The following is a 6519-nucleotide window of genomic DNA, read 5'->3' on the forward strand; positions in this document are numbered from 1 at the left end:
GGAGCGCGTCCGCGCCCCGGTGCTCCTGGTCGTGGGCGCGCGGGACGAGGAGGTCCTGCGCCTGAACCGGGCCGCGCTCCGGCACCTGCCCGGCGGGCGGCTGGCGGTGGTGCCCGGCGCGACGCACCTGTTCGAGGAGCCCGGCGCGCTCGACGCGGCGGCGCGGCTCGCGACCGGCTGGTTCGCGCGCTGGCTCGCGACGGCGGCCGCGCCGGAGGCGCGCGCACCGGCGTAGGCGGACGGACACGAGGCGAGGAGGGCGGAGATGAGGACGGGCGAGACGGTGGAGGTGGTGCGGAGGCGCCTCACGGGCGAGGCGCGGCTCGACCTGGGGCGCCACCCGGTCGCGCTCGCGTTCGACGACGGCGTGCTCACCATGGAGGGCGAGCTGGGCGACGTCGGCGCGAAGAAGCTGGCGCTGGAGCGGGCCGCGGCGGTGGCGGGCGTGCGCCACATCGTGGACCGCCTCCGGGTCGCCCCGGCGCGGCGGATGACCGACGCGGAGATCCGCGACCACCTGCGCGACCTGCTGCTCGAGGCCGCCGAGCTGCAGCCGGTGGCCCGCGCCGGCCCCGCGCCGGCCGGCGGACCGGCGCCCGGGGGGCCCGACCTCCGGCTCGGGTCGCTGGGCGCGTCGGTGCGCGAGGGCGTGGTGACGCTGGACGGGACGGTCCCGAGCCTCGCGCACAAGCGGCTCGCGGGCGTGCTCGCCTGGTGGATCCCCGGCGTGCGCGACGTGGTGAACGGGCTGGAGGTCGTCCCCCCCGAGCAGGACGGCGACGACGAGATCACCGACGCGGTCCGGCTCGCGCTGGAGAAGGACCCGCTGGTGGACGCGGACGCCATCGCGGTGTCCACCCGCGGGGCGGTGGTGACGCTCCGCGGGGCGGTGCGCTGCGAGGTCGAGCGCGCGGCGGCGGAGCGCGACGCCTGGTGCGTGTTCGGGGTGGACGGGGTGCGAAACCTCGTCGAGCGATGAGGGAGGCGGCCATGGCCGGGATCGAGTGGAGGCGGATCTGCTGTCCGGTGGACTTCTCGGAGCCGGCGCGCGCGGGGCTGGCGGTCGCGGCGGACCTGAGCCGCCGCCTCGGGTGCGAGCTGGTGCTGCTGCGGACCGACGCGGGCTCGAGGGTGTCGGACGAGCTGCCGCCGGCCGCGCTGCAGGGCGCGGCGCTGGGCTCGTGGCGCGACGAGGCGGCGCGGCTCGGGGCGGCGCGCGTCACCCTGGCGCACGCCGCCGGGCCGCCCGAGGTCGGGATCGTGGAGTTCGCCGCGGCCGAGGGCGTGGACCTGATCGTGATGGGGACGCACGGCCGGGTGGACCGCGAGCACATGCTCACCGGCTCGGTGGCGGAGAGCGTGGTGCGCACCGCGCCCTGCATGGTCCTGACGGTGCGGCCCGCGGCGCCGGCGGCCGCGCGCGCGGCCGCCGGCTGACGCGGCCTCAGGCGGTGAGCCCGCCGTCGATCGCCAGCGAGACGCCGGTGACGAACGCGCTCTCGTCCGACGCGAGGTACGCCACCAGGCCGGCCACGTCGTCCCCGGGGCCGTAGCGCGGCAGCGCCAGCATCGGCAGCACGGTGGAGGCGAGCGGACCGTCGGCGGGGTTCATGTCGGTGTCGATCGGGCCCGGCGACACCAGCGTGACGCTGATGCCCCGCGGGCCGAGGTCGCGCGCCAGCCCCTTGGTCAGCCCGACGAGCGCGGACTTGCTGAGCGCGTACGCGGAGACGCCCGCGAACGGGACCCGCTCGTCGTTGGCGCTGCCGACCGTGATGATGCGCCCGCCCTCGCGCAGGTGGCGCGCCGCCGCGCGCGCGCCCGCGAACACCGCCCGGACGTTGATCGCGACGATCCGGTCGAACTCCTCCAGGGTCGTCTCCTCGACGGGCTTGAACGCCGCCACGCCCGCGTTGCTCACCAGGACGTCGAGGCGCCCGTGCTCGGCGGCGACCGCGTCCACGATCCGCTCGACCGCCACCGCGTCGGCGCTGTCCACGCGGTACGCGCGGGCGCGGCCGCCGGCGCGCTCCACCGCCTCCTCGACGCGGCGGGCCGGCTCCTCCGAGCTGACGTAGGTGAACGCGACGGTGGCGCCCTCCCGCGCCAGCCGCCGCACGATGGCGGCGCCGATGCCGCGGCTGCCTCCGGTGACCAGCGCCACCTTGCCCTTCAGGTTTCCCATGGCTGCTCCAGTTATGTAGTGAACGACACAGAAAGCCTACGAGGCTTGCCAGGGAGCCGCCCATCTTTTTATGCTGTACGACACAGAAAGGGGTCCGGCATGGCCACGCGCGGGCGACCCCGCTCGTTCGACCGGGGGGAGGCGCTGCGGAAGGCGATGGAGGTGTTCTGGGATCGCGGCTACGGCGGCGCGTCCATGGCGGACCTCACCCGCGCGATGGGGATCAACTCGCCCAGCCTCTACGCGGCGTTCGGGAGCAAGGCGGCGCTGTTCCGGGAAGCGGTGGACCTGTACGCGGCCACCGAGGGGGCGGCGGGCGGCCGGTGCGCGGCGGACGAGGCCACCGCGCGCGAGGCCGTCCGCGCCATGCTGCGAGGCACGGTGCAGGCGCTCACGGCCGCCGGCAAGCCGCGCGGCTGCCTGATCGTCCTGGGCGCATGCCAGGGTGGTGCCCCGGACGCCGGCGAGGCGGCGGAGGTGGACGGGCTGCTGCGCGCGCGCCGCGCCCGGGCGGTCGAGGACGTGCGCCGGCGGCTGCGCCGCGGGATCGAGCAGGGCGACGTGCCGCCGGGCGCCGACGTGGAGGCGCTCACCGCGTTCTACGCCACGGTGCTGCACGGGCTGTCGCTGCGGGCGCGCGACGGCGCGTCGCGCGCCGAGCTCCTCGGCATCGTCGAGTCCGCCCTGGCGGCGTGGGACGCGCTGGTCCGTCCGCGGGCGGGGCGCGCGGGCGCCGCCCGCGGGCGCCGCAGGGACGGCGCCGGCTGAGCGGCGGGATCACGGCCGCGCGCCGGCGGCGGCTGCCGCGAGCTCGTCCGCGAGCGCCCGGACCGCGGCGCTCAGCGCCTCGACCGAGGCGGCGGTGCCGGCCGCCCGCGGACGCTCGCGGGCCCGGGTGACGCCCCGCTCGACCACCTCGGCACCCCGGCGCAGCGTCCAGCGGGCCTCGAGCACCCCGGCGCCGTCCGGCGCGCGCTCGAACCGCAGCACCTCCACCGACGCGACCCACTCCGGCGCCGCGCCCGCCGGCCACGGCCACGCCACCACCTCGCGCGCGGGCACGGCGGCGCGAAGGTCCTCGGCCAGCGCGGCGACGAACAAGGTCTCGAGCGGCGCGGCCCAGCGCTCGTCCCCGGCCACGTCCACGCGGGCGCCCTCGCCACGCGTGACGAGCTCGGGACGGTCCAGGTACGCCGGCAGCCGGACGGGTCCGAGCCCGAGCACGCCGAGCGGCGCCGCGCCGGGCCCGGGGACGGCGCCGTGCGCGCCTCGAGCGCGTAGTAGCGGGTCCGGTCCGGGCGCGGCCCGAGCGACATGCAGCCGGGGAGCAGCGCCAGCGCCGCCGCGATCGCGATCACGGGTCTCACCGGCGCACCTCCGCGCGGCCGCGCACCAGCGCGCTGGGGTCGCGGTCGAGGTCCTCGGCCAGGTGGCGCAGCGCGCGCGCGGCGCCCTGGAGCTCGGAGAGCGTCGCACCGAGCTGCCACGCGACCGGGGACGAGGGATCCACCAGCGCGCCCACGTCGCGCAGGGCGCCGTCGGCGCGCTCCAGGGTGGCGCGGAGCTGGACCGCGGCCGCCCGCGCGTCCGCGGCGAGCGGCGGCAGGTCCGCCTCGAACGTGCGCGCCGCGTCGCCGAGGGCCGCCCCCACCGACGCGATCGCGGCCTGGGCGGTGCCGAGCGCGGGCGGCACCGCGGCCGCGGCCGCGTCCACCCGCGCCGCCGCCCGGTCGATGGTCGAGGCCGCGCGGCGCAGGTCGGCCACCAGCCCCTCGAGGTCGAGCGCGTGCAGCTTGGTGAGCAGCTTCGAGACGTCGGCCTGCAGCGCGGCCCAGCCTGGCTCGGCGTAGACCGGGATCTCGGGGTAGGGGAGCTGCATGGGCGACGGCGTGGCCGGCGGGGCAGTCGGGAGGATGTCGAGGTCCACGTACCGCCGGTTGGAGAGGAAGCTCTCCAGCGCCAGGCGGGCCCGCAGCCCGTGGCGGATGAGCGTGCGCATCGCCTGGGGATCGGCGAGGTCGATCCGCCCGCCCATCTCCTGGATGCGGGTCTGGTTGAGCTCGATCACCACCGGCATGCGCAGCTCGCGCAGCGGCTCGGTGGCCGACTCCATCGACAGGTGGATGCTCGAGACCCGCCCCACCGGCACGCCGCGGAACTTGACCGGCGCGTCGGTCTCCAGCCCGGCCAGGTCCTCGGAGAACACCGCCACGAACCGCACCCGGTGCTGGAGCAGCCGGCCGGCGCCCAGGTAGATGGCGGCCACGACGCCGAGCGCGATCGCGGAGAGCACGAACGCGCCGACCACCCTCGGATCGAACCTGCGTGCCATGCGACCTCCCTCACGGCGGGACCGCGCCGCCCCCGAAGAACGCGCGCACCTCGGGTGGACCGGTGGTGCGCAGCTCCGCCGGCGGGCCCTCGGCGACGGCCCGCCCACGCTCGGCGTCGAGGAACAGCGCCCGGGTGCCGATGCCCAGGATGGTCGCGACGTCGTGCGTGACCACCACCGCGGTGGTCCCGAGCGCGTCGCGGAGCTGCAGGATGAGCGCGTCGAGCCGCCGCGCGGTGGGCGGGTCGAGGCTGGCCGACGGCTCGTCGATGAGCAGGATCTCGGGGTCGAGCGCGATGGCGCGGGCCAGCCCGGCGCGCTTCTGCATGCCGCCCGACAGCTCCCAGGGGTAGAGCCCCTCGAACCCGCCCAGCCCGACCAGCGCGAGCTTGAGCCGGACCACCTCGCGGATCGCGTCCGGCGGGAGCGCCGTGAACTGCTCGAGGGGCAGCGCGACGTTCTCGGCGAGCGTCATCGAGGTCCACAGCGCGGCCCCCTGGAACAGCACGCCCACGCGCCGCAGCAGCCGCTCGCGGACCTCGGGCGGCGCGGCGGTGAACGGCTCGGCCCCGTAGCGCACCTCGCCGGCGGCGGGCTCCTGCAGGCCCAGCAGGTGGCGGAGCAGGGTGGTCTTCCCGCAGCCGCTCGGGCCCATGACGACGTACACGTCGCCGCGCCGGACGGTGAAGTCGAGGTCCCGGACCACCACCCGGTCGCCGAAGCCCATCGCCAGCCCGCGCACGCTGATGACCCCGTCGTCCACGCTCACCACCCGAACAGGAAGAACACGTACTGGTAGAGCCCGCAGGCCGCGATGATCGCCACGATCCCGGTGACCACCGCCTGCGTCGCCGCCTCGCCCACGCGCTCGGCGCTGCGCTCCGCCTGCATCCCCCGGAACGCGCCGGTGAGCGCGATGAGCAGCCCGTAGGTCGCGCCCTTCACCAGGCCGCCGGCGAGGTCGCCCGGGACCAGCGCGAGCGCGGTCTGGCGCAGGTAGCCGGCCAGCGGCTGGTTGAGCATGGTGGTGCCGACCACGGCGCCGCCCAGGATCCCGCTCGCGTCGGCGAACAGGGTGAGGAGCGGCATCATGGCGGTGAGGGCCAGGACGCGCGGCACGACCAGGTACTCCACCGGCGAGATCCCGAGCGTGCGCAGCGCGTCGATCTCCTGCGTCACGTTCATGGTGGCGAGCTGCGCCGCGAAGGCGCCGCCGCTCCGCCCCGCCAGCGTGACGCCGGTGATGAGCGCGGCCATGTCGCGGACGATGGCGATGCCGACGATGTCCGCCACGAACGCCTCGGCCCCGAAGAAGCGGAGCTGGGTGATCCCCACGAACGCGAGGATGATCCCGACCAGGAAGCTGACCAGCGCGACGATGGGCAGGGCCTCCGCCCCGGAGTGCTGCACGAGCAGCCAGAGGTCCTGCGGGCGGAGGCGGGCCCGGCGCACCGCGAACCGGGCGAACGCGATGGCGGTCTCGCCCACGAACGCGACCGCGGCGCGGAGCCGCTCCTGGCGCCGGAGCGCGCGCACCCCGAGCCGGGCGATGCCGCGCGCGGCGGGGGCGGCCCGGGACGCGGGCGCGGCCGGCTCCCGGACCAGCTCGAGCAGGCGCACCAGCCCGTCCGGCAGGGCGCGCGGGTCGAGCGGCACGCCGCGCGCGCGGCAGGCCTGCCCCACCGAGTGCACGAAGACCGCCAGGGCGCTGTCCCACGCGGCGACGCCGGCGGCGTCGATGGCCACGCGCGGCGCGGGCGCCCGGTCCAGCTCGCGCTCGACGTCCGCGGCCGGCGGCAGCCCGTCCGCGAGCCGCCAGGCCCCGGCCAGCTCGACCACCAGCGCGCCGTCGTCTTCGCGGCGCAGCTCGAGCGCGGCGGCGGCCGGCGCGCGATCGCGGCGGCGGCCGGCGAGCCAGCGCGGGCGCACGCGCCCGGCCTCGGGAGCTGGAAGCCGCTGCGAGATGGCCTGCTCCCCCGCGCCGGGCACACCGCCCCGGCGT

The 6519-nt window shown here is 77.4% G+C and carries 8 protein-coding genes and 1 pseudogene; 4 read left to right on the forward strand and 5 right to left on the reverse strand.

The features are described from left to right. From PSR1_RS20695 to PSR1_RS20705, 3 genes and pseudogenes are all read left to right on the forward strand, one after another. Positions 1–235, forward strand: a pseudogene (locus PSR1_RS20695) (hypothetical protein); the annotation flags it as partial. 30 nt (positions 236–265) lie between these two features. After that, positions 266–979, forward strand: coding sequence for a BON domain-containing protein (locus tag PSR1_RS20700; protein ID WP_059439279.1), 714 nt, complete (start codon positions 266–268; stop codon positions 977–979). 11 nt (positions 980–990) lie between these two features. Further along, positions 991–1437, forward strand: coding sequence for a universal stress protein (locus PSR1_RS20705; protein WP_059439280.1), 447 nt, complete (start codon positions 991–993; stop codon positions 1435–1437). A 7-nt stretch (positions 1438–1444) separates the two neighbouring features. Here the strand turns inward: PSR1_RS20705 and PSR1_RS20710 are convergent, their stop codons facing one another. After that, on the reverse strand, positions 1445–2185 hold the full coding sequence (locus PSR1_RS20710; protein WP_059439281.1) for an SDR family oxidoreductase: 741 nt from the start codon (positions 2183–2185) through the stop codon (positions 1445–1447). 99 nt (positions 2186–2284) lie between these two features. Here PSR1_RS20710 and PSR1_RS20715 point away from each other — a divergent pair, with 99 nt between their 5' ends. Further along, complete coding sequence (locus tag PSR1_RS20715) at positions 2285–2953, forward strand: TetR/AcrR family transcriptional regulator (RefSeq protein WP_059439282.1); 669 nt, start codon at positions 2285–2287, stop codon at positions 2951–2953. A 9-nt stretch (positions 2954–2962) separates the two neighbouring features. Here the strand turns inward: PSR1_RS20715 and PSR1_RS24895 are convergent, their stop codons facing one another. The 4 genes from PSR1_RS24895 to PSR1_RS20735 form a co-directional block, all read right to left on the reverse strand. After that, positions 2963–3661, reverse strand: coding sequence for a PqiC family protein (locus PSR1_RS24895; protein ID WP_272946373.1), 699 nt, complete (start codon positions 3659–3661; stop codon positions 2963–2965). Next, positions 3549–4517 (reverse strand): MlaD family protein, encoded by a 969-nt coding sequence (locus PSR1_RS20725; RefSeq protein WP_082100330.1) that lies wholly within the window; start codon positions 4515–4517, stop codon positions 3549–3551. Before PSR1_RS20725 ends, PSR1_RS24895 begins: the two co-directional genes overlap by 113 nt. 10 nt (positions 4518–4527) lie before the next feature. Next, positions 4528–5280, reverse strand: a complete 753-nt coding sequence (locus tag PSR1_RS20730) for an ABC transporter ATP-binding protein (RefSeq protein WP_237758178.1) — start codon at positions 5278–5280, stop codon at positions 4528–4530. A gap of 2 nt (positions 5281–5282) precedes the next feature. Further along, the coding region (locus tag PSR1_RS20735; protein ID WP_152643401.1) for an ABC transporter permease at positions 5283–6519 on the reverse strand (1237 nt) is incomplete at its 5' end.

The sequence above is a fragment of the Anaeromyxobacter sp. PSR-1 genome, from assembly GCF_000964525.1.
Classification (GTDB): domain Bacteria; phylum Myxococcota; class Myxococcia; order Myxococcales; family Anaeromyxobacteraceae; genus Anaeromyxobacter.